The organism is Spongiimicrobium salis, from assembly GCF_043678055.1.
Classification (GTDB): Bacteria; Bacteroidota; Bacteroidia; order Flavobacteriales; family Flavobacteriaceae; genus Spongiimicrobium; species Spongiimicrobium salis.
The window spans coordinates 1,347,663-1,369,046 of the sequence record NZ_JBHEQA010000001.1 but is presented as its reverse complement, the minus strand read 5'-3'; the positions used below and the strand labels follow the sequence as shown (position 1 = coordinate 1,369,046).

Genomic DNA, 21,384 nt, shown 5'->3' with positions numbered 1-21,384 from the left:
TAAATTTGTGTATATATAGCTTGTCCCAAGGTATTTGTTTAGATTTGTTCTAAATAAAAAGATTATAGAAATAAGATGATGGAAGGAAAAAATATCGCTCAAAGTTCGTTTATGGAGGTGTTTATTGAAGATGGTTTTTCGGTATTCAAGATTCAGAATGATACCGATACGGTTCAAAAAGTTACCCGTGAAATCGATAGTACCTATATACAATTTCATTTTTGTTTAAAAGGGAGGGCCAAGTTTATCTTTAATGAAGGAAGATATGCATTGGATGTCTCTGAAGAGAATTCGCTGCTATTGTACAATACACAGATAGATCTACCTCTGAATCTTGAGTTACATCCAAATTCTTGGTTGGTTTCTGTAGTGATGACTATTCGAAAGTTTCATTCGCTTTTTTCTAAAGAGGCCAGTTATATTCCATTTCTTAGTTCGGAGAACAAAGACAAGAAATATTATTCCCAAGAAGGAGTACCTCCTGCAATTGCCGTGATCTTGAGTCAGATTATGAACTATAACCTGCATCCTTCTATTAAGGAACTTTATATTAAAGGAAAAGTATATGAACTTATAGCCCTGTATTTTAATAAAAGTGATGATGCGGATATTGAGCAATGCCCATTCTTGGTCAATGAGGATAATGTTAAACGTATTCGAGACGCCAAAGAGATTATGATTTCCCGCATGGCGGAACCACCTACACTGCATGAATTATCGGAAGAAATCGGGTTGAGTCTTAAAAAACTAAAAGAAGGTTTTAAACAAATCTATGGGGATTCTGTATACAGCTTTCTTTTTGACTACAAAATGGAATACGCCCGGAAAATATTGGAATCCGGGGACTACAATGTCAATGAAGTAGGTTTAAAGGTTGGATATAGTACCGCAAGCCATTTTATTGCAGCATTTAAGAAGAAGTACGGGACTACGCCCAAAAAGTACTTGATGTCCGTTAGCAAAGGATAAGTAGTACTATTAAAAATTACTTTTTTTGCGCACTGATATCCCCAAAGAATTTTTGGGCAGAATAGTCTTTTTTGTATACTAGTCCGTAGATACATAAAAGAATGCTATTCCAATTGAAGCGAAAAAGAATAATGAGACTGCCCCGTATCGTCATCTATTTTACCGGTTTACTATGGTTAACAATATCCAGTATCGCTTGTGGTAGGGATAGTGATTTTGATCCCGATGCTACAGATGATGAAATTGTAGTGGAAGAACCTCAAGAAGAGGAACCTGGAGAAGGCAATGGAGAGGAAGAAGAAAATACCGATGATATACCCCCAACAGCCCCTACGAACCTTAATGCAGATGATATCAGCCCGTCCACCACAGATTTAAGCTGGGACGCAGCTACAGATAATATCGGGGTAACTTCATATCAGATATATCAGGACGAGGTAGAAATAGACAGGGTAGCGGATACCAATTATAATGTCACGGGTTTAAGTCCGAACACCTCCTATAGTTTTGCCGTAACAGCTTTGGATGCTGCGACCAATGAGTCGGAATTTAGCGAAGCGGTTGTCATAACTACAGCAGAGACATCGGATCATGAAGCACCCTCGGCACCTTCAAACTTAAGAGCAACTGCCATTGCACAAACCACTTTGGATCTAAGTTGGGATGCTGCAACGGATAATGTTGGCGTAACTTCCTATGCGGTTTATCAGGATGATGTGGAAATAGCGCGAGTAGCTGTAACAACGTATCAAGTCACAGGACTTAACCCGGATACTTCCTATGATTTTAGGCTAACGGCTTTTGACATTGCGGGGAACGAATCAGAATCTACGGAGGTACTTACGCTTAGCACCTTGGAAGCTACGGATACCGAAGCCCCGAGTGTGCCGGCAAACCTAATGGCTTCGAGTATTACCGAAACTTCTTTGGATTTAAACTGGGATGCTTCTACAGATAATGTGGCGGTGACTTCATATAGGATTTTTCAAGACAATGTTGAAATTGCTACTATAACGCCTACAAATTATCAAGTGACCGGCCTTGTGGCCAATACATCCTATGATTTCGTTATAGTGGCCTTGGATATGGCCGGGAACACATCGGAATCCAGCGATGTGCTCACCGTAAGCACACTGCAAGCTCCCGATACCGAGGCACCTAGTATTCCTTCGAATTTAGCTGCATCCAATATTGGGGAAACTTCTTTTGACCTTTCTTGGGATGCTGCAACGGATAATGTGGCGGTCACTTCGTATACGGTATTTCAGGATAATGTTGCGATAGCGGTGGTAAATACAACCAATTATGGGGTTACCGGACTAGCACCAAATACTTCCTATGCCTTTTCAGTGAATGCTACTGATGCTGCGGGGAATACTTCCGCAAATAGTGCAGTTTTAAATGTGACTACGCTCACCCCTCAAGATACGGAACCCCCTTCCGCACCTACCAACCTTATAGCCTCCAATACTACGCAGACCACCACGGATCTTAGTTGGAATGCGGCAATGGACAATGTCGCGGTAACGGCCTATAATATCTATCAGGATGCTGTGCAAATCGCTATGGTCAATAGCACGAATTTCCAGATTACGGGACTAACGGCAAATACTTCTTATACTTTTGGGGTAACTGCTTTGGATGCCGAAGGAAACGAATCGGCTTCCAGCAATACGGTCAATGTGATGACCGAAGAAGAACCTCAAAACACAACAGATCAAGTTTTGGTATTCACCAAAACTGCAGGATTCAGGCACAGTTCTATTGGGGTAGGAGTGAGTACGCTGGAAAGCCTAGGTGCATCCAATAATTTTGAGATTACCCAAACGGAAGATGCTTCAGAATTTAGCTTTGCGAATCTACAACAATATCAATTGGTCGTATTTTTAAATACTACAGGAGATGTCTTGAACAATACGCAACAGGCAGCTTTTGAACAGTACATTCAGAATGGAGGAAGTTTTATGGGAATTCACTCAGCTACAGATACGGAGTTTGATTGGCCATGGTATGGGGAATTGGTCGGAGCGTATTTTGACAATCATCCCGCTATTCAGGAAGCTGCCATGGATATTGTAGATGCTACACATCCTGCAACTTCAAGCCTCCCTTCGCGCTGGATCCGCACAGATGAATGGTATAATTTTAGAGATATGAACCCGGCAATAAATTCCTTGATCAATTTAGACGAGAGCAGCTATTCTGGGGGAGAAGATGGTGCTATTCATCCCATTGCCTGGTTCCATGAATTCGACGGGGGAAGATCTTTTTACACGGCTATGGGACATACAGAAGCTTCGTATGCTGAGCCCGATTTCAGAAATCACCTCTTAGGAGGGATTTTATACTGTTTAAATAGATAGTTTGTGAAAGGGTACTCGTCTCATTGTGCAAGAGATTCTAAAAGAAACTCTGGTTTATAGGGGCCTTGCCACGGTAATCCCAATATTCTTTTTGATTTTTTTAAGGTAATCCACTAAAGGCTCTTTGGTTATGGTGACCTCGCCAACGGTAGAGGCGTGCAATAAATGAAGACGACCATTTTTCATTTTTAACGCAATTCCCGTATGCGTCACATCCAACCCTTTAATGGAAGTGGCAAGGGCAATAATATCGCCAGACTTGATCAAGTGTTCATTGGCCTCAATATCTTCTTGGGATAGAATGCATTGTGGCGTACTATTGAGGGCGATTTCAGTTTCCTGAATTTTCTTGAAGTTTTTATCATTGTTTTTCAGAAAGGGATACAATTCCCGGTGTGTACTCATAAAGTCAATGTCCTTGGAGATTTCCTTACCGCCCACCACGGAAGTAATGTCTTGCACAAGGCCCTTTTTTTCATTATCGCGTACCCATTCGGAAAAATAATGCAACCGTGAAGCATACCCATTCAGTTCCCCATCTCTATAGCGAATGTTTTCCAAGGCATCCAAAAAATCGTCAAAGCCATAGGTCTTGTTTTTTAGCAATAGACCAAAAGCAAGTACATTTTCTATATAGGTGGTGCAATCCAAGCCTTGAAGGTTAACCACAAGGGATTCTTTTGATCCTATTTCCAAGGTTTTGGCCACATAGGCCGTACCCAAAAATGTTTTCCCTACAGTGACCAGCGTAGTTCCAAAATCTGTAGTCTTAATGTCTTGAATAGCAGCGATTTTGGTCTCAAAAGCCTGCCTGTCCTCTGCCGAGCATACAATATCCTGAGCATGTAGAAAAGGCCCAATACCGATTAAAATGGAGAAAAAAATTAAGATTTTCATAGCTCAAAAATAGGAAAATTATAATGGCCTTAAAAACAAGCCGAATCATCTCGTAAAAAGATAATTGGTATCGAAAAAAAACGAATTTTTACAGGCTCAAAATACCTGATTTGATAAAAACATGATATTCTTTTTTGAATTTAAATAATTGAATATCAGTTATTTAATATATGATGAAATAAAGAAAATCACTTGTTTAGCGTAACAAATTGCCCAAATAACATACCCATAAGTGTAAAAGCTTTTGAAAAATGCGCCATTAAACTCGATTTTTTTGACGAAATTTAGAACGCTAAAGAAAAAAATAAATAACCCTTAAAATAGAAACCATTACCTATGTCTGACGATTTTGATTTATTAGAAACAGATTCCGCATCCAAAGAAGAGAAAGTAGATGTAAATTGGGGGAAAGCCGTAGACCAGATGAAGTCTAAGTTATCCCAGGAGGATGACCCCGAAGTGCGACAAAAAATATTGAACGCTACTTTGGACGATGTTGTGGGAATGGCTGAAAAAGATCGAAAATCTTTGTTGGAGGCCATTAAGGACCTAACCGATTATCAAGATGAGGTAGGGATTATTTTTGAAAAATTTTCCACCTTAAATGCGCAGGAGCAGAAAGTCATTGATGATGCCCAGAAAGGATTGGAACGTGCAAAACGTGAATTGGAAGAAGCAGAGAATGTTCCGGATAATTGGTGGAACAACTTATGGGGCCGTAAATCCAAAATAAAAAAGCGTCAGGTTGAGCTTCAAGCAGCTCAAAAAGTGCGCGATGGTGCTGATCTTAAGGCCAAGCAGATGTTCCAGGAGCGTATAGAATCTGCGGATGTACAAACCTTATTGAGCGAGCTTTCCTATAAGAGTCAGGCAGCAGTATCCCGTTTAAAAACCAGAGAAGTAGAAATTAAGGAGGTTGAGGATAAATTACAGGTCGCTATTGTAGAAGCCAGTAAAAATCATACCAAGGCCCTAGAAAAAAAGAAAGAGACCGAAGATAAACTGGAAGAGCAGTATGCCCTGTTGAAACAAGCACGGCAGGCGCTCGAAGAGATTGCGGACAAACAATCTTCAGAATACTCCGAGGCTATTGGAAAAGTGACGGTCATAGAGCAAAAGGTGGAAGAATTGGAAGGGCTTAAAAATGCCTACACCACTTTAGCTGCCAGTAAAGATAGTTTTGTACATAAGCATAACCTTACCATTAAAGTATTGACTTCTTTAAGAAGTAATCTACAAACGCACAGAGCAAAGCTGAAAAGTGATACCGATGAGCGTTTAAAATACTATGATGGTTATGTGGTGGCCTTAAAAGCCCGAACAGATCAGGAATTTGCCGCAATCTTGGAACACTTGGGCGTAAAAACCGATGAACATATTGGGCAGACCTTAGCGGCCATGCATACGGCAAGTGCCAAGGCCCGTCAGGAGATGATGGACAATATTCCGGTACACGAGAAAGTAATGCAGGGGGTTTATGGAAGCTATGCAGAATCCTTGCAGGAAATTCGGGAAAAGGATGCGGATATCCAAAAAGACTTTGCCAATCGATATGGCATCGATATGAAAGAGATTTTCGAAGAGTTTTACGCTTCCGACGGAAATGCTCCTTCCAATGATGGTGATGATGAGGCCCCTAAGCCTACACCGCCACCAGCAGATGACGACTTGCTAGGCTAGTCTTTTCCTAAGAGTTCAATTTTTTTACACGCAATTTTAAAACTACGGTTTACTAAGAATGCCGATAAATCACATCGTTACACCATTGGATAGCGCTGTTCTTGAAACCAAGGAACAGTACAAGGTATATTTTAAAATTGTGACCCATGCGTTCAATCAATTGGTGGCACATATTCCCAAAAAGCATATCTGCAGTGAATTGGAGGTGACCTTCATCAAACAATACTGTGAATTACTAACCTATTCACTAGAGGCTTTTCGAGTAAAGTACTTGTACGATGATGAGGAAAAAATGAAGATTGATCTGACCGAGTCAGGGTTCCCCAATTATTTGGAATTCCGCTATTTGATCAACGACCTGGCGCTTAAAAAGGAACATATCGGTCGGCTTCCAAAAGTAGAGGAGTTAAAGGCAGATATTTTGGAATCCTTACTGAAGAAAAAAGAAGCTCCGCCACGGAAAAAACTCCAACAAGCCGCTTCTGTCATCTATTATACCTCTGTTGAGCAGAAGTATATCTTTAAGCGTTTTGTGCAAGGTAAAATTATAGAACGCAATAGCGTTTTTGATACCCAATATATGGTCAGCTGGTCTTTTTATGATATTAGCTTAAACCGTCCTTTTGTGTGCTTTATGTACTTTGATTTGTATAAAGAAAGCCTAGAGAACTATAAGGAGCAGATTTATGAGGTGTTGGAAAAAGTAGCCGATAGGAATATGAGTTTGGACATGATGGCCTATGCCATTGATAAGAAATTGCCCAACCTATGGCCGCAAAAATTGCGAAAAATAGATCTTGGGCCTTTACACAATGTTTTTGCCAAAGACGAATTGGATATAACCCACGCCTTATTAAAGGCCATTTTTGAAAAAACGCTGGATCTCTCGGCCTATGCAATGTCTTTTTCCATTGAAGAAGTGGAATCTAAAGGAAATTTTGCCGAAGGTGGACTATTTAACAAAAAATATGTTCAGGTATGGGAGAGCATGGCACCACAGAAATACGTATTTACATCGCATCGGGCTATGCAAGTATTATATGATAATGTCCCCGAAACGATTAATGGATTAACAAAAGAACCAATAGAAATACCCGCTTTAAAACTGTAATAATTATGGAACACAATACTACTTTTCCCATTAAAACAACCGAGTTGGATGTACTCCGGGATGAAGCTACATCTTACCTTAAAGGGGTGCAATGGGAACAGGGAAGTAAAGCCAAAAGCAGGGACAAGGATAAGAAAGACGATTCCATACTGTTGTATCTCTCTAAAGCAAATGGTACTTCAAAAAGTGAAGTGACCTCGGTATCTAAAACTATTTTGGCTCTGAAGAAGCGACTGCTGCCAGATTCCGTGGCGATTCCACTGCATTTAAATAGGGCATTGTTTGCTCTGCAGGAGGGCATTACTATGGGGATATGGTTAAAAGACAGCTATTATGATGCTTCTGGGCTTTCTTCCTTAAATGAACGCAAATCTTCCTTGGATGTCAACCAAAGACGAGAGTACGATTCCAAAATGCATACCGCTACCGCTTTTATGTTGCATGGTATTTCTTGTCATGTGCTGTTTGACCTAAAGCAGGTGGCCTCAGATGATTTGAGTGTATTAAAAAATAAGTTCGCAGGTATTCCGGAGATTTCCTTACTATCTCCACTAAAAGGAATTTCCTGCATGTTGTACTACTATGAAAAGTATTTAAGTCACCCGGAAATCATTCGGTCCGATAAGGATGTGGTAGATTTTACCGTCGTTTTTTTCGAAGCGATGATCACGGAAATTCAATTGCGCATCGGTTCGTTGGAGTATACAGAAACCATTACGGATCGTACCTATAAATTGGAAAAAAGTGAATTTGCCGTTTCCGGTTGGGAAAATGTATTCGAAGGTTCCGCAAAAAGTGTGGAATTCAATAAAATAAAATTTGAGCAGATTGTTGGGAACCGGGACGCCAAGCATTTCGCTCGGAGATTAACGGAACGTATGTTGAGCTATGATTTCGTAGCGAAGAAGAACCCTTTTCAGGAATTGGGCGGTTTTATGCCTGTTTTTATGGGCTATGGAATCCCGGGAACGGGGAAGAGTATGTTGATCGCAGCCATAGCAACTCGTTTAAAAGAGCATTGCGATGCTTTGGAGATTCCTTTTTTGTTCCATCCCATGCCAGATACCCTGATCTCTACCTTTCAAGGAGGGTCGGCAGAGAAAATGGTACAATGGATGAAACCACTACAAGATCCCACTAAATTAATTTTTGCACCGATCGATGATGCGGAAAACAACTTACAGGAACGTACGGCGCAAGGCGTATCGGCTGGGGTTAAGGAAGTCATTGGAGTTTTTCTCCGGTATACGGAAGGAGCCTATGCCATTAATTATGGAAACAGTTCCATAGGCCTTTTTACCAACCTGCCTGAAATGTTGGACAAAGCCATTATTTCAAGGGTACAAGGTAGGTTTAAAATCGATGGAGCACGTACGGTACCCGATTTCGTAGATCAGGATTATTTGTGGTGGAGCAAGTTGGAAAAGACCATGCCGGATTTTGTCAATATGAAGAACCCGGAACAGTATGAATTTTTAAGTGAGCAGGGGCTGGCGAAAAATCTAGGCGAGATTTTAAATCAACATGAACGTCCTACCGAAGCCAAGATTTTGGAAATCTATGAAGAAACGGAAGCCAAGCACAATACAGGAGAGCACCTTTTCTTTGCAGAACTGTACAAAAACATTCAACAGGCCTTTCCATTTTTCTCTTCTAGGGATATCCGGAACATTCAAAGTGCAGTGTCTTTGCGATTGACCGATTTTGATTTGCCCGAACAATGGTTTAATGACCCCACATTATACTTTAAGAAAGACTATGATACCAAATTTGCAATGCTGCAGGATTTGATGAAGCAGAATATGAAGGGATTAAATTTCTCGGATATCAGAAGGCAAGAAGTAGTGCGCTATTTGGACAATGTTGCCACGATCGCCGATACTGATTTTAAACGCAAAGTAGATGCCCGTGTTCACGATATGAATGTGCAATTGCAGGCACGGGAGATTTTTGAAAAAGAACAATAGGAATGGAGAAACTTAGAGCGGCAGGTTTATTTGGAGGTGCGATGGTACCGCTTTCGGGTTCATTGATCAAAAGATACAATGAATGTCTTGCCGTATTGGGGGTGACACCCACCAAGTTAAAAAAGATTGAAATTGATGGTCTGGGATGGAGCCCTGAAGTGGCCGAAGAAAAAGAAGATAATTTTTATTTGAATATTGGAGAGGCCAACACCAATGCCATCATTGTATCCCCGGCCCAAAAGGGGAAGCCAGTGCATATGCCCTCCCATAGTTTTGACAGAGATTTAATGTATGCCGTTTTTGCGGCGTATGAAAGGCAGATTCGGGATATTACCAAAGATGCGGCCCTGGTATTGCACCTCGATCAAAAGATCGATACTTTTTTTGAAGTCTTTGATCTGCTCCGCTATGAGGAGATTACCGTAAGTTTTGAAGTGCTCAACGGGCTGGATAAAAAACAAAGGGAACAGGAAGACCTCATTGAGCAGTTTTACGAGGGAAATAATTTTATCGATCGGGAATTGCACCAAAAAATAGTGGATTCTGCGAAAGCCTATGGAGATCTCAGGCATAGAAAACTGTATTTGGAACCCATAAAGGTAAAGGCAAGTTCTTTCTATACTACGGCTTTTGGCGGCGTCTTTGTCCTGAGGGATTTTATTAAGGATATTCTAATTTTTGAAAGTGAAGAGGTCTATAAAAATGCCATAGGAGATACCGATCACGAGGTCCTATTGTTTCATATAGGACACGATGAGCTTTTAACTACTTTGGTAGATCATATTATCATAGAAGACAATATGAAAAAAGCCATAAAGACCCCGCGTTATGAACGCATCAAAAGACATCTTTTTTCAGAACACGTACAGGAAAGGGAGCATTCTTTCCAAGAAATTTTGGACAGTCATTTTTTATTTAAAAAGTACCTTAATAAACTCAATGTAGACGTTCAAAAGAAAATTAGTGGTGTAGAACTATACTATCAACGCTTGATCGTCAATAGGAATCTTAAAAAGGAGGGTTATGTTGACCCCATTTATGCCAAAGCCCTACATGCGCCACACTCTTCCCTGGAAGAAGAACATGCAGCACTGATCTGGAAACTCTTGGTGAAAATTGCGCCAAAAGATCCGGTCCACCTATATTGGTACGATAAAGCAGCTTTTTACAAAGCGTACAAGAGCTGGGAACCTTCGTATCAGGAATGGGTCATTACCCGTATTCAGGAAAACAATAAAAAATACAGCAAATGACACTAGAAATCATCGTATTTACCTTCGCGATTCTCTTTGGGATCGTATGGTATTGGAGAGAGTCCAAAAGCAATAAGATCTATAGAACGATCAATAAGATAACGCATACCAAAGAGTTACAGATGAAGCCCGAAAACAAAAAAGGCTTTATCCATGAACAGGATTTTTTAATGCGTTTGGTATGGGTGAGTCTGTTTTTTATAGTGGCGGCCTCCCTAATCACCTTTGCAACACCTATAAATGCCTTTTCCCAGTATTTGGCTTCTGCTATTGTAGGGACTCTGATTGGCACCTATATCGCATCGTTCTTTTTATTCGCACATAAAACGGCGAGTAAGGAGAATTTGGAAAAAGTGGTTCAAAAAGGAAAGGATTTTGTAGAGGATATTATGGATGGGGATGAAGAAGTAGTTGAAGAAAAAAAAGCGGAAGATCCGCCAAAAACAGATGCGCCTCCAAAAAAATCAGCTCGAGATCGATTTAAGGATAAAGGAATGATTAAATAAGGATAAATCCATTGGTCAGTTCGAGTATTTTTCGAAATAGCATGAAGAAAAATGTATCGAGAGCATTTTGGAAGGGTTTGATCAACATACGCTAGCTTAAATAAAATACATTGCTACTGAAAACCAGAATGATATCTTAAGTAGTAGCTGTTAAAATAAAGAAACATGATAAAATCATATTGGCAAAAAGGAAAAAAACAAAAGCGGATTGTGATTCTTGCCGGAATCATTTTGGTGCTGCTCCTGTTCTTCCTTCGGGATGACTACCAACCGGCCCTACTATTTGTACGGAAGTTTATTTTTATCTTTCTATTGAGTGGCCTTTTTATATGGTTCATGCTATCGCGCTTTAGAAAGTCGGCAAGTACGGGGAAACGTATCCTAATTTTGTTGGGAATAGGACTCTTTTTTGTAGCGGGATGGTTTGCCGGATGGCGATTGGAACTCTACCAATATATGCAGACCTATAACGTATATAAAAACCTGAACCTTACGGAAATCAACGAACTCCCCTTGACACAAAACGAACGTATCCAACCTTACAATAATATTGTGACCATGGCCTATGAATCCATAGGGGAGACCCAGGAAGTATCGCCACCTCAAATTGTACGTGTAGATAGTACCAATCAGTGGACCATGGCCGTACAGCCAGCCAAGGAATATATGTGGCAGCGCGTCAATGATAATACAGAAGAAGTGTTTGCCGTGGAGAGCACTTCTCCTTTTCCAAGATTTTCGGATAAGAACAGGATTCCAGTGACTTTTTCCATAGGAGAATCCTTGGCTTTTAGCAGGAATACCTATAATGCCGTAGTACAGCGTTTTAATCTTTTTCAGCTATTTACCCTGGAACCTAGTCAGGTGTATTATATGAAGGACGATGCTGGAAAATGGGTGCAGGTAGTGAGCTTGATCAAATGGAAAGGCTTTTTCTTCCCTTATCCGTCTTATGGTGGCGTTATGGTCATAGAAGCGGGGGAGCATGACATTGGGGATTATTTTGAGCGTATGGCCATTGGAAAAGGAACCTATATTCCACCCTCAGAAACCAAGGATCATCCCTTTTTATTGGGACAGAATACTTTGGCGGAAGAAGTATCCCGTTTACAAGCCCAATCCTTACAATTTTTAGGGGGCTTTACGGATCCCTTACCCTGGAACAGGGAAACTGCCGTGAAGATCCCCGATTTAAAGGACGATGAAAATCAACAGCCTTTTGTGACTGATTTTGATTTTGAAGGGATGCATATTGATGCCCGCAATGGGCTACACCATTGGTTTGGATTGGAGCCCATAGGGTCAGAACGCACCAGTTTGGCCTTTAGTGTATTGATTCCTGCTGATGGCACAGACAAGCTGTACTATTACAATCATGCGGCGAAGAAAGAAGGGGTAGCGGGAGTGTCCGCCATGCCTTTAAAAGTAGTGGAATCCCGAAAGGAATACGATTGGACGGTGAACAAGCCAGTGGAATTCCGGCCATTTGTAAAGAAAATAGCTGGGCGTAAACGCTTGTTTGTCATCAGTACCATTGCTGCAAAACGCGACGATAGTAAAAAATTTGATGGCGCGGCGACCCCAGACCTTGCATTGATCGATACCGAATATAGAGATGTCATTTGGGTAGATGCCAAACACCCTTCCCAATGGACCAGTACGATCTTGGCGCAATTGGGAGAAACCTGGAAAGCTTCGGAACGTTTAACAGATAAACAGCTATATCCGGAGAAGGTAGATGCAGATATTAAACCTCCGATGGCAATCGATACGATCCCTGTAGACACTACTAGCGTAACGCCGCCTAGTAAAGTGGAATTGGATAGTGTTAATTAAGGAGCTTCGCTCTGCAAAGCTTGCAACTTCGTAGTCTCTTATGACTACTACTTCACTCCTCAAAAAAGACCCCTAAAGTCCCCTCAAGGGGACAATATTTTATGAATAGCACATGATGTCACTTCGAGCGCAGTCGAGAAGTTTTTGCCAATGAGCTTAAATAGATCTCGACTGCGCCTGTATGCCGGCAGACAGGTTCGACCTGACATGTTTTGGACTCTACTTCACTTGACATCTTGCTCTGCGAAGTTTGTAATTTCGTAGCCGCAGCTAACACATGATGTCACTTCGAGTGTTTTTGAGGAGGTTGACCGATTCAAAAATGTATCGAGAAGCTTTTATATGTAGTCTCGATCTCCGAAAAGCGCTCTATAGGTTTACTGAGCGGAAGCTGTTACGGATTTAAGGGATGAAATCATTAGATATTCTTAGACCAATCGGTTGGTCTATGGTCTTTCTAGGGCAATCTTATAATGGAAAAATGGTCATTCATCCAAAAAATGATAAAAGGCATCCCAATCTCCTCTTACGAAATCAGAAATCGTTTAACCCAAAACCGACGGGCGGGTCTTTTTCAAAGCGCATAGGGCTTGCTTGCGAAAATTGGAATTCAATACTCGCTCTGCGAAGTTTGCAACTTCGTAGTCCCTTATGACTACTACTTCGCTCCTCAAAAAACACCCCTAAAGTCTCCTCAAGGGGACAATATTTTATGAGTAATACATGATGTCACTTCGAGCGCAGTCGAGAAGTTTTTTGCCGATGACTGTGAATAGGTCTCGACTGCGCCTGTCTGCCGGCAGGCAGGCTCGACCTGACATGTTTTGGACTCTACTTCACTTGACATCTTGCTCTGCGAAGTTTGTAATTTCGTAGCCGCAGCTAACACATGATGTCACTTCGAGTGTTTTTGAGGAGGTTGACCGACTCAAAAATGTATCGAGAAGCTTTTATATGTAGTCTCGATCTCCAAAAAGCGCTCTATAGGTTTACTGAGCGGAATCTGCTACGGATTTAAGGGATGAAATCATTAGATATTCTTAGACCAATCGGTTGGTCTATGGTCTTTCTAGGGCAATCTTATAATGGAAAAATGGTCATTCATCCAAAAAATGATAAAAGGCATCCCAATCTCCTCTTACGAAATCAGAAATCGTTTAACCCAAAACCGACGGGCGGGTCTTTTTCAAAGTGTATAGGGCTTGCTTGCGAAAATTGAAATTCAATACTTGCTCTGCGAAGTTTGCAACTTCGTAGTCCCTTATGACTACTACTTCGCTCCTCAAAAAACACCCCTAAAGTCCCCTCAAGGGGACAATATTTTATGAATAGCACATGATGTCACTTCGAGCGCAGTCGAGAAGTTTTTGCCAATGAGCTTAAATAGATCTCGACTGCGCCTGTATGCCGGCAGACAGGTTCGACCTGACATGTTTTGGACTTTGCTCGCTCTACGAAGTTTGTAACTTCGTAGCCGTACATATTCCTAATACTTCGTTCCAGAAAAACCCCTTTTTGGGATTATCGCGTAAAATGATAAGCCTCAGAAGAAATCAATCCCGTACTTCTGGTTTCCGAAACAAAATTCCGCGCAATAAAATCTTCATAGGATTCAAAATCGGTAAAGAATCGTGTAACCGTGTATTCCAGGGCATCCAAATCGATTTCCGGATACCTTTCTTGAATTTCCATAGGGATTTCCATAGGAGGAAGACTTTCTACATCTCCCGTATCCACGGTCCATCGTGTGAGTACGGCATCTGCTCCAAATGAGGCGTTAAACCATTGACTTTGCCTCCTTATGAAAGGAAGGTTAGTGGAAAAACGGAAATTGAACAAGGATTCATCTGTTAGTTCCAAGGAAACATTGTTGGGTATTGTAATACTATCCGGGCGCTCCCCATATTTCGTATAGAAATAAATATAACCCTGACCTGACCAATAGTTAAAGGTGGTCATATAGCTATCAAATTCGCTCAAATATCCCAATTGAAATGGCCTTTCAAAGGATTCGTTTTCAGAAGATAAAATATCGGTGAGCGTAAATCCATCTCCCGGAAAGAGTGGTTGATCGGGAGTAAAAGCTTGTACGGTAGCCAAAAAATCTCCCGTATCCGGGATAGAAACCGGTACGGGTATATCAAAATCACTAAATGCAGTATAATCTAAGTTCAGATTCCCTCCTTCTGGTAAAGTATCTACAAAAGCAAATCTAGTGTCCTGATTTCCGTCAACAATAGAAATCAGATGTCTTTCGGCATTTTCAAATATAGTAAAGGTAGTTTCCTGAGTGCTGCTATTATTTTGAGTGGTCAATGAAACACTACTACCCAAACGCCCAAGTTGCGATGAGATATTAGAGGTAATAGGTTGCCCTGGAATGTTATCTACGTTAATAGTAAATTCTCCTAAATCGGTACCAGCGGGCAATCCGCTAAAGCTATTGTCCGTAGCTTTAAAGTTCCACACACTGCCCCTGGCAATGTTGGGATAACTTGTAAAAGTATGGTTGGTACTTCCTCCTTCAACAGAAGAGCAAAACCTAGTTACAATAAGTTCATCCGTTAAAACTTCTACAGCATCGGTTTCAAAAACAAGCTGATCTCCCGCCTCATAGGGCTGGGCTCCCAAAAGCGTTCCCGTACTATTGTAAAGTAGTACCCAATCATCAGATTCCGCTGTTTCAAGATCAATAGCGGTGTTTATGGTAAAATAAATTTCGGAAGCCTCCGGTCCGTTATCCGGAGTTCTGAGCTCGTCATTAGAGCAATCGAAGAGGAAAAGTATGGCAATAGCAATGCCTATACGTTTATACAGTGATAACATATTTTTTCTTTTTTATAGCGGGGCAAAGATAGCGCAAATCAAATGAGAACCAAAAGAAAGTCGTTATGCAACAGCTTTTTAAGCGGAACTCATGCATCTTTGATAGGTATAAAATAGATATGCCATAGATGTTGCTGTTTTCTTTTTTGTGTTGTACTAAAACGGTTTTTAATATTCCAAAGGAGTACTTGTATAGGTCTCTTAAAGCTATAATATCTCAGGGTATAGCCAAAAAAGGGCATAATTTTTTTAAAAAAAGTGTAATAAATTGATGTGATGCTAATCTAAAGGGAAATCAAAATATAAATTAGCATGAAACACTTCACAATTTTACTCTTAGCATTATTTATCCAAAGCAATGTCTTTGCGCAATCCATAGCAACCCCATACCCTTTTGATGTGCAAATAAAGGGCAAAGGAAAGCCCATTATTCTTATCCCTGGTTTGGCCTGTTCTGGGGAAGTGTGGAACGAAACGGTAGCAGAGTTACAAGACCAGTACGAATGTCATGTACTCACATTGGCCGGTTTTAGCACCCAAAAACCTATCACTCTGGATTCAGGTTTCCTCCCCAAAATAGAGCGTAGTATTAAAACCTACATTCAAAAGGAATTGAAGGAGAAACCTATCCTCATTGGGCATAGCTTGGGCGGATTCCTTTCCATGTCCCTGGCCAGTCATGATTCGGCTTTGCTCGAAAAAATAATCATCGTGGATTCCTATCCTTTTATGGCGGCGGCCTATAATCCCAATGCTACTGAAAAGAATATCGTACCCCAGGCACAAATGATGAAGAGGATGATCCTTCAAACACCAGATAGCACCTATGCCAAACAACAAAAGGTAACCATGGGAACTATGATGCGAGATCCCCAGAAAATTGAACTATCCACACAATGGGCCATAGCATCCTCTAAAGAAACCATAGGACAGGCCATGTATGAGTTAATGACAACAGATCTGCGGGATGAGGTAGCACATATAAGCGTACCAACCCTGGTCCTGGGCAATTGGTTTGCCGGCAAGGACTATGGGATTACCAAAGCGATGACCCAGCAAAATTTTGAAAGTCAATTTCAAAAGAGCACTTTTGTAACCATTGAAATTGCCGAAAAAGCAAAGCATTTTATCATGTGGGATGAACCCAATTGGTTTTATGATAAAGTAGAAAATTTCATCGCCAATGAATAAAGAAGAAAGATTCACGGAAATCTATCATCAAAACAAGGATAAAATCTATCGCCTGTGTCTGGGCTTTATGGGCAATAAGCCCGATGCAGATGATTTGCTTCAAGAAATTCTCATCAAGATATGGGATAATTTAAGTGCTTTTAAAGGGAATAGCAGCATTGCTACTTGGATTTATAGAATAGCGACCAATACGGCAATATTGTATTCAAAACGGAAGAGCAGAAGGAATAGCAAACATGCGCCTTTAAAGTCCGACAATGAACGTATCCTATCTGCTGTAGCCCTGGACCCTGGCATACCAGAACAACAAATCAATGAACTCTATACGGCCATCTCTTCCTTAAAAGAAATCGATAGAATAGTTATTGGGCTATTATTGGAAGGCAATAGTTATAGTGACATTGCCGACATCACTGGACTGAGTAGCTCCAATGTAGGCGTAAGGATCAATAGAATTAAGAAAGCATTGAACAAAAAATTAAAGAAATAATGGAAGACGATATCACAAATTGGAAAAGTTTATGGGAGGAGGAGAAACCAAGTCCTTTCAATATCACAGCTTTAATAGAACGATTGCTAAGACTGGAGAAAAAAGAAAAGCGGGAACGCATCTTTGTTTTGATCACTTTCCCTTTGACGCTAATTTTTCTAGGGATTGTATTGCCTATTTTTGAAAGCAATTATTTCATCATAGCCATTTCCTGCATTGGCATTGCCATGCTGATGTTACTGCTCCAACTCTATAGAAGTAAGCTAAAGCATAAGGATGAAGTTAGCTTTAACAATCAGGCGTATATTCAAGAAAATATTAAAAAATTGCAAGGAAAAATGACGACCACATCGAGGTATATGTGGGGGTATACCTTTCTGTTATTGCTGGGATTGAATATAGGTTATGTAGAAGTACTGAAAAGCTTAAATTTTGCTATTCGAGTAGGCATACATGCAGGCTTGAGCATAGCAATTCTATGTTTTATGTTTTTTAGTATCCGAAGAAGAATAAAAAAGAATGAAAAGGAAATCTTGCCATTGATCGACGCATTAAAAAACTTGATGGACTAACCCTTTTTATTCTTAGTAATCGTAATAGCCATAGCCTGCGTACTGATTTGGTTTGTAGACTGTGGCTCGTTTACGCTTTCGCAACAAAAATTCTTCTGTGACATAATCCATGACTTCCGAATCGGTTTCGGTATCTTCTATACGCATTCCCGCATTTTTATAATAGGGTTTGGATTGTAATCCTTTGCTGTTTTCATAGACTACAAGGCGCATTTTAAAGTTTTTATCGTATTCTCTAGTGGTATTTCTTGTCTTAAAGTAATACCCCGTATAGGATTTTCCCTGGTATTCCAAGGCCTTCTTCTGTAAGAAAACCAAAGAATCCTTAGTGGTATTAAAATCCATGCCCAAGAATAAAGTAGAGGCAGCCAATTTTTCTTGACGTTTATAGGCCGAGGGAAATAAATTGGATTTTCCCACACGTTTCAACTTGTTGAACAATAACATTCTGCTATTGATATCCTGAGCTAAAGAGTCAATCATACCCTTGGGGAGTATCCTATTATTTTGAGCCAGGAGAGAGACATAGGTGGTGCGAATATTAGGGTTTTTAAGCAGCCGTAAACGCTGGAAAAACTGAGCAACATTCTTTTCTTTGATAAAGGGATATAACAAAATCATATAATCTTCTAAAATAGCTCCATTTTGGCGTTGCGCCGTGCTCACATACCGCCGTTGGACATTGGGATTTACATATTGCCCCAATTGGCGTTTTAGCTGTATTTTGGCATCATTCAATATCTGTCTTCTATAGTTTTTATAGAGTTTTGGTTTTACCAATCCTTTGATTTTTAGTTGTGCCAAAAGAGAGAAAATAGAAGGCTTGTACTCTTCAATGGCACTATAATCCAATATTTCGGGATACAATTTCTTCCCCAATTCAAGGCTATCCGTATACGGTTTAAAAATGGTGTAGATTTCAAATTTCCTGGAAACCAAAGGCAAATCCTTGGACATTAGATCCAGTAAGAGGGAAACGGAAGCTTCATCCGATTTTTTGGAAATGGCCTGTAGTATTTTGGTTTGCGCATAAGAATTGTTGTAAGACTTCACATAGAAATCCTTAAAAAAGTCAATCACTTCTGGTGTATCGAGTTTTCCTAATTTTTGAATAAGATTGGCCTGAATGTTCTTCTTATCGTCCTTAAAATCAAAATTGGCAATATAGTGTTTCAAGGAATCAATATGTTTTTTCTCGAATTTTAAAAAGCGATATCCAGACAATACAATACTATCATTTGCTTTTAAGGCCGCAAAGAAATCCGAGGTTTTATCCCGTAAAAGACCTTCTCCGATGATCGTGTCTTTTGGAGTAAAGTTATCGAAGAACTCCTGTACAAAGCGGCTGGGTTTGTGAATAGTGTCCACCAAAGCTTTAACCTCGTACAACAAGCCGGCTTTGACAATATTTTTAATCAATATACCACGTGTACTGGCCGTATCGGTAAGTGTTAACTGCAATTCATGATATCCTTTCTTGGTACTGGTCTTTTCGTTGATTACGGAAAAGCTCTTTCCTGTGTAGATCTTTTTCCGCAACGCCCAGACCGAGTCAATATGTTTCAGCATTAAGTAGTCATGGGACTTATTCAAGACTACGGTGATGGCCTCATCGTTTTTATTTTGATAGACCGTTCTCTTATTATAGGCAGCATAGGGTTTAACTTTCTTTCGTGCATTATTGTAATTGCTGCTGTTTTCTACAAATTTCGGCGGTTTTACCGAGCTGATCGTACTAAAATGTAAGGCAGTATCCTGTACCTTTTTAAATTTATCGGAAGTGTTGGCTTCATGCACTTTAAAAGAGTCAAAAAAGGCAGTTGCCAGTGCAGGTTTTTTCGTCAGAACTCCCATAAGGTAGTAGTCTCCTCGGCGAAAAACCGTTTTTAAGTGTAATCGCTTTTGCGTAATGGAATCAAAAAGGGCTTCAGAAATTAGGCTATTGCTTTCAGGCTTGTTAAAGCTGCCTTTTAACTCTAAATGTTGATAGAACCGTTTCTGAATCTGTTTCAATTCAAAACTATCTTCTTCAATAAAATTAAAGTCGTTTACTGTTACCTTGCGAAGAAAATAATAGGAATCCGTAGCGGTGTCGTAACCCTCAACCGTCCTTTTTCCATTGCGATATTTGTTGGGGAAGGTATAGAGTGCTGGCATTTGAATTTCAAAATCTTGATACCCAGAGATGATATTTACCGGAGATTTTTCAAAAGACCGGAAAGCAATGCTATTGAAAATGGTATCGGAATGTTGTTTTACATAATCGCCCTCACCGCCCATTTTAAAAATAATGATTTCTAAAGGAGTTACATAGATGTGGTAGCGTTGATGATCTCCATTTTTCAGTACATTTTTAATATCCAAGCCTTTAAATCCGCTCCTTTCCAATTCCTTTTTTTCAATGATCGTTCCGGGAATATTCTCAAACAACAACTGATCGATATCCGTAATGGAATAGCGACTCTCTTTTTTGATAAACTCGTATTTGGGCACCCTATTGACCATTAAATAACTCCCATTGGCCAAATCGGGAGAGATGTAGGTGGTGCTGCCATTATCTGCAATTGGATAAAGCTTGTTGGGAAGGGAGAGACGGAAGAAATCATCATCCGTCCCATAGGTTTTATAGGTGTTTTCACGAATTTTTTGCTCAAATTTTGTTTTGATCTTGGTGCCGCGAGAGGTACTTTTGGAAACCAAAGGTTTTACGGTATACCCCATATTTCGCAAAAGGGAGATTACCCCTTTTTTTCCAGGAAGGTGTGCCGCTCCGATTCCTGTAAAGACCTTATTGTTGTGCATGACCGAATCCAGGCGCTTGGCCATATTTTCATTTCTGATATACAGCATATTTTTTAAATAATGTTCTGTATACATGGCCTGATCTATAGAGTCCAATAGGTTAATATTGCGTTCTCTATACGCATCTTGCAATAGGAACATAGGGTCTTGTTGTTGCATTTTTTTTTGCAACCATTCGTCGGGTTTTTGCTTTACCGCATTGAGACTGGCCCTTCCCACCAAAGTGGAAGACTCTTCCAGATCTTCAAGGGCCACTATGGTTTTTCCGAATTTTTGCCCTGCCTGATAAATGAACATATCCAAATAGGTGTCCTCCTCAAAGTTTTGAGAGTACTCATTGGTTCTATAGAGAATGTTATTGATGACACGATCCTCAAAAGCCAGATAAGAAGCAATGTTCTCTTTTTTTGGATTTTTGAAGGCAAAGGAACGCGCATAAAACCCCTTAGTGATATTTCCGCCACCATAGGCATAGGTCATGTTGGGCATATTGTCCTCATCTTCGAGCCATGTACTGGGGTCGGATTCCAGGGCTACCACCTCGCTTTTATCCAAAGCTTCATAGAAGACATCGTCTAGGCGAAAAGCAATTTTTTTGCTCACATGCATGGTACCATAGAGGTATGAGGATTCTTTTAGGCCGTTCCCGGAAATTTCCCATAATAAACTGTTTTTTTCCTGGGCGAAAGAGTATAAGGAATAGAGGGAAGCTAAAAGAATCAAAAGCACACGCATACACAAAAGGGTTTACTATAAAAATCCCATAAAAAACGGTAGTTGCAAAATTGTTGGGAACAATTAACACGAATTTTTTTTTTCGAAGCACTTTACCGTTAAAATAAGACCGTTAATCAATCAGTAATATTTATAATAGTATCTAAAAAAGTATTCGTTTATTGTTAACGTTATTTAGGTAGTTGT

Annotated in this window: 14 protein-coding genes; 11 read left to right on the top strand and 3 right to left on the bottom strand. The window is 40.2% G+C overall.

Annotated elements, in window-relative coordinates:
- Positions 1 to 78: 78 nt before the first annotated feature.
- Complete coding sequence (locus tag ACEXOE_RS06105; protein WP_394748496.1) at positions 79 to 969, top strand: helix-turn-helix transcriptional regulator; 891 nt, start codon at positions 79 to 81, stop codon at positions 967 to 969.
- A gap of 131 nt (positions 970 to 1,100) precedes the next feature.
- Entirely contained in the window at positions 1,101 to 3,332 is a 2,232-nt protein-coding gene (locus ACEXOE_RS06100) for a ThuA domain-containing protein (protein WP_394747853.1), read from the top strand.
- A gap of 54 nt (positions 3,333 to 3,386) precedes the next feature.
- On the opposite strand, the gene ACEXOE_RS06095 is transcribed toward ACEXOE_RS06100, so the two are convergent.
- Positions 3,387 to 4,229: an N-acetylmuramoyl-L-alanine amidase-like domain-containing protein gene (locus ACEXOE_RS06095; RefSeq protein WP_394747852.1), complete on the bottom strand. Its 843-nt coding sequence runs from the start codon at positions 4,227 to 4,229 to the stop codon at positions 3,387 to 3,389.
- Positions 4,230 to 4,565: 336 nt separating this feature from the next.
- Here ACEXOE_RS06095 and ACEXOE_RS06090 point away from each other — a divergent pair, with 336 nt between their 5' ends.
- The 6 genes from ACEXOE_RS06090 (at position 4,566) to ACEXOE_RS06065 (ending at position 12,582) form a co-directional block, all read left to right on the top strand.
- Positions 4,566 to 5,909: a coiled-coil domain-containing protein gene (locus ACEXOE_RS06090; RefSeq protein WP_394747851.1), complete on the top strand. Its 1,344-nt coding sequence runs from the start codon at positions 4,566 to 4,568 to the stop codon at positions 5,907 to 5,909.
- Between the two features lie 58 nt (positions 5,910 to 5,967).
- Complete coding sequence (locus ACEXOE_RS06085; RefSeq protein WP_394747850.1) at positions 5,968 to 7,020, top strand: hypothetical protein; 1,053 nt, start codon at positions 5,968 to 5,970, stop codon at positions 7,018 to 7,020.
- 5 nt (positions 7,021 to 7,025) lie between these two features.
- Positions 7,026 to 8,987: an AAA family ATPase gene (locus tag ACEXOE_RS06080; protein WP_394747849.1), complete on the top strand. Its 1,962-nt coding sequence runs from the start codon at positions 7,026 to 7,028 to the stop codon at positions 8,985 to 8,987.
- Between the two features lie 2 nt (positions 8,988 to 8,989).
- Positions 8,990 to 10,240 (top strand): DUF6638 family protein, encoded by a 1,251-nt coding sequence (locus ACEXOE_RS06075; protein WP_394747848.1) that lies wholly within the window; start codon positions 8,990 to 8,992, stop codon positions 10,238 to 10,240.
- Entirely contained in the window at positions 10,237 to 10,746 is a 510-nt protein-coding gene (locus ACEXOE_RS06070) for a hypothetical protein (RefSeq protein ID WP_394747847.1), read from the top strand. The genes ACEXOE_RS06075 and ACEXOE_RS06070 overlap by 4 nt, the downstream gene beginning before the upstream one ends.
- Positions 10,747 to 10,911: 165 nt before the next feature.
- Positions 10,912 to 12,582 (top strand): hypothetical protein, encoded by a 1,671-nt coding sequence (locus tag ACEXOE_RS06065; RefSeq protein ID WP_394747846.1) that lies wholly within the window; start codon positions 10,912 to 10,914, stop codon positions 12,580 to 12,582.
- 1,521 nt (positions 12,583 to 14,103) lie between these two features.
- Here ACEXOE_RS06065 and ACEXOE_RS06060 read toward each other — a convergent pair.
- Complete coding sequence (locus tag ACEXOE_RS06060) at positions 14,104 to 15,408, bottom strand: hypothetical protein (protein ID WP_394747845.1); 1,305 nt, start codon at positions 15,406 to 15,408, stop codon at positions 14,104 to 14,106.
- A 312-nt stretch (positions 15,409 to 15,720) separates the two neighbouring features.
- Here ACEXOE_RS06060 and ACEXOE_RS06055 point away from each other — a divergent pair, with 312 nt between their 5' ends.
- From ACEXOE_RS06055 to ACEXOE_RS06045, 3 genes are read left to right on the top strand one after another with little or no spacing between them, the layout of a single operon-like run.
- The gene (locus tag ACEXOE_RS06055; RefSeq protein WP_394747844.1) at positions 15,721 to 16,599 is read left to right on the top strand and encodes an alpha/beta fold hydrolase; all 879 of its coding nucleotides are present in this window, start codon (positions 15,721 to 15,723) and stop codon (positions 16,597 to 16,599) included.
- Positions 16,592 to 17,089 (top strand): RNA polymerase sigma factor, encoded by a 498-nt coding sequence (locus ACEXOE_RS06050; protein ID WP_394747843.1) that lies wholly within the window; start codon positions 16,592 to 16,594, stop codon positions 17,087 to 17,089. Before ACEXOE_RS06055 ends, ACEXOE_RS06050 begins: the two co-directional genes overlap by 8 nt.
- The gene (locus tag ACEXOE_RS06045; protein WP_394747842.1) at positions 17,089 to 17,661 is read left to right on the top strand and encodes a hypothetical protein; all 573 of its coding nucleotides are present in this window, start codon (positions 17,089 to 17,091) and stop codon (positions 17,659 to 17,661) included. The genes ACEXOE_RS06050 and ACEXOE_RS06045 overlap by 1 nt, the downstream gene beginning before the upstream one ends.
- A 12-nt stretch (positions 17,662 to 17,673) precedes the next feature.
- On the opposite strand, the gene ACEXOE_RS06040 is transcribed toward ACEXOE_RS06045, so the two are convergent.
- Positions 17,674 to 21,198: a TraB/GumN family protein gene (locus ACEXOE_RS06040; protein ID WP_394747841.1), complete on the bottom strand. Its 3,525-nt coding sequence runs from the start codon at positions 21,196 to 21,198 to the stop codon at positions 17,674 to 17,676.
- Positions 21,199 to 21,384 lie beyond the last annotated feature (186 nt).

Coding starts and splice junctions, on each gene's coding strand:
- ACEXOE_RS06105 (WP_394748496.1), top strand. CDS start 79: ATGGAAGGAAAAAATATCGCTCAAAGTTCGTTTATGGAGGTGTTTATT.
- ACEXOE_RS06100 (WP_394747853.1), top strand. CDS start 1,101: ATGAGACTGCCCCGTATCGTCATCTATTTTACCGGTTTACTATGGTTA.
- ACEXOE_RS06095 (WP_394747852.1), bottom strand. CDS start 4,229: ATGAAAATCTTAATTTTTTTCTCCATTTTAATCGGTATTGGGCCTTTT.
- ACEXOE_RS06090 (WP_394747851.1), top strand. CDS start 4,566: ATGTCTGACGATTTTGATTTATTAGAAACAGATTCCGCATCCAAAGAA.
- ACEXOE_RS06085 (WP_394747850.1), top strand. CDS start 5,968: ATGCCGATAAATCACATCGTTACACCATTGGATAGCGCTGTTCTTGAA.
- ACEXOE_RS06080 (WP_394747849.1), top strand. CDS start 7,026: ATGGAACACAATACTACTTTTCCCATTAAAACAACCGAGTTGGATGTA.
- ACEXOE_RS06075 (WP_394747848.1), top strand. CDS start 8,990: ATGGAGAAACTTAGAGCGGCAGGTTTATTTGGAGGTGCGATGGTACCG.
- ACEXOE_RS06070 (WP_394747847.1), top strand. CDS start 10,237: ATGACACTAGAAATCATCGTATTTACCTTCGCGATTCTCTTTGGGATC.
- ACEXOE_RS06065 (WP_394747846.1), top strand. CDS start 10,912: ATGATAAAATCATATTGGCAAAAAGGAAAAAAACAAAAGCGGATTGTG.
- ACEXOE_RS06060 (WP_394747845.1), bottom strand. CDS start 15,408: ATGTTATCACTGTATAAACGTATAGGCATTGCTATTGCCATACTTTTC.
- ACEXOE_RS06055 (WP_394747844.1), top strand. CDS start 15,721: ATGAAACACTTCACAATTTTACTCTTAGCATTATTTATCCAAAGCAAT.
- ACEXOE_RS06050 (WP_394747843.1), top strand. CDS start 16,592: ATGAATAAAGAAGAAAGATTCACGGAAATCTATCATCAAAACAAGGAT.
- ACEXOE_RS06045 (WP_394747842.1), top strand. CDS start 17,089: ATGGAAGACGATATCACAAATTGGAAAAGTTTATGGGAGGAGGAGAAA.
- ACEXOE_RS06040 (WP_394747841.1), bottom strand. CDS start 21,198: ATGCGTGTGCTTTTGATTCTTTTAGCTTCCCTCTATTCCTTATACTCT.